This is a genomic window from Desemzia sp. FAM 23988, assembly GCF_045528365.1.
In the GTDB taxonomy this organism is placed as follows: domain Bacteria; phylum Bacillota; class Bacilli; order Lactobacillales; family Carnobacteriaceae; genus Desemzia.
Window position 1 is genome coordinate 1 of record NZ_JBGQQS010000094.1, and the last position, 255, is coordinate 255.

At 49.0% G+C, this 255-nt stretch carries 1 rRNA gene; it reads left to right on the forward strand.

The annotated features are described in order from the left end of the window. Positions 1-255 (forward strand): 23S ribosomal RNA (locus ACEN4L_RS13585); the annotation flags it as partial.

Below are 255 nucleotides of genomic sequence, written 5' to 3' on the forward strand. Positions count from 1 at the left end.
AGACAACTAGGATGTTGGCTCAGAAGCAGCCATCATTTAAAGAGTGCGTAATAGCTCACTAGTCGAGTGACCCTGCGCCGAAAATTTACCGGGGCTAAACATAACACCGAAACTGTGGATAGAACCAGTAGGTTCTATGGTAGGAGAGCGTTCTAAGGGCGTTGAAGCTAGATCGTGAGGACTAGTGGAGCGCTTAGAAGTGAGAATGCCGGTATGAGTAGCGAAAGACGGGTGAGAATCCCGTCCACCGAATGA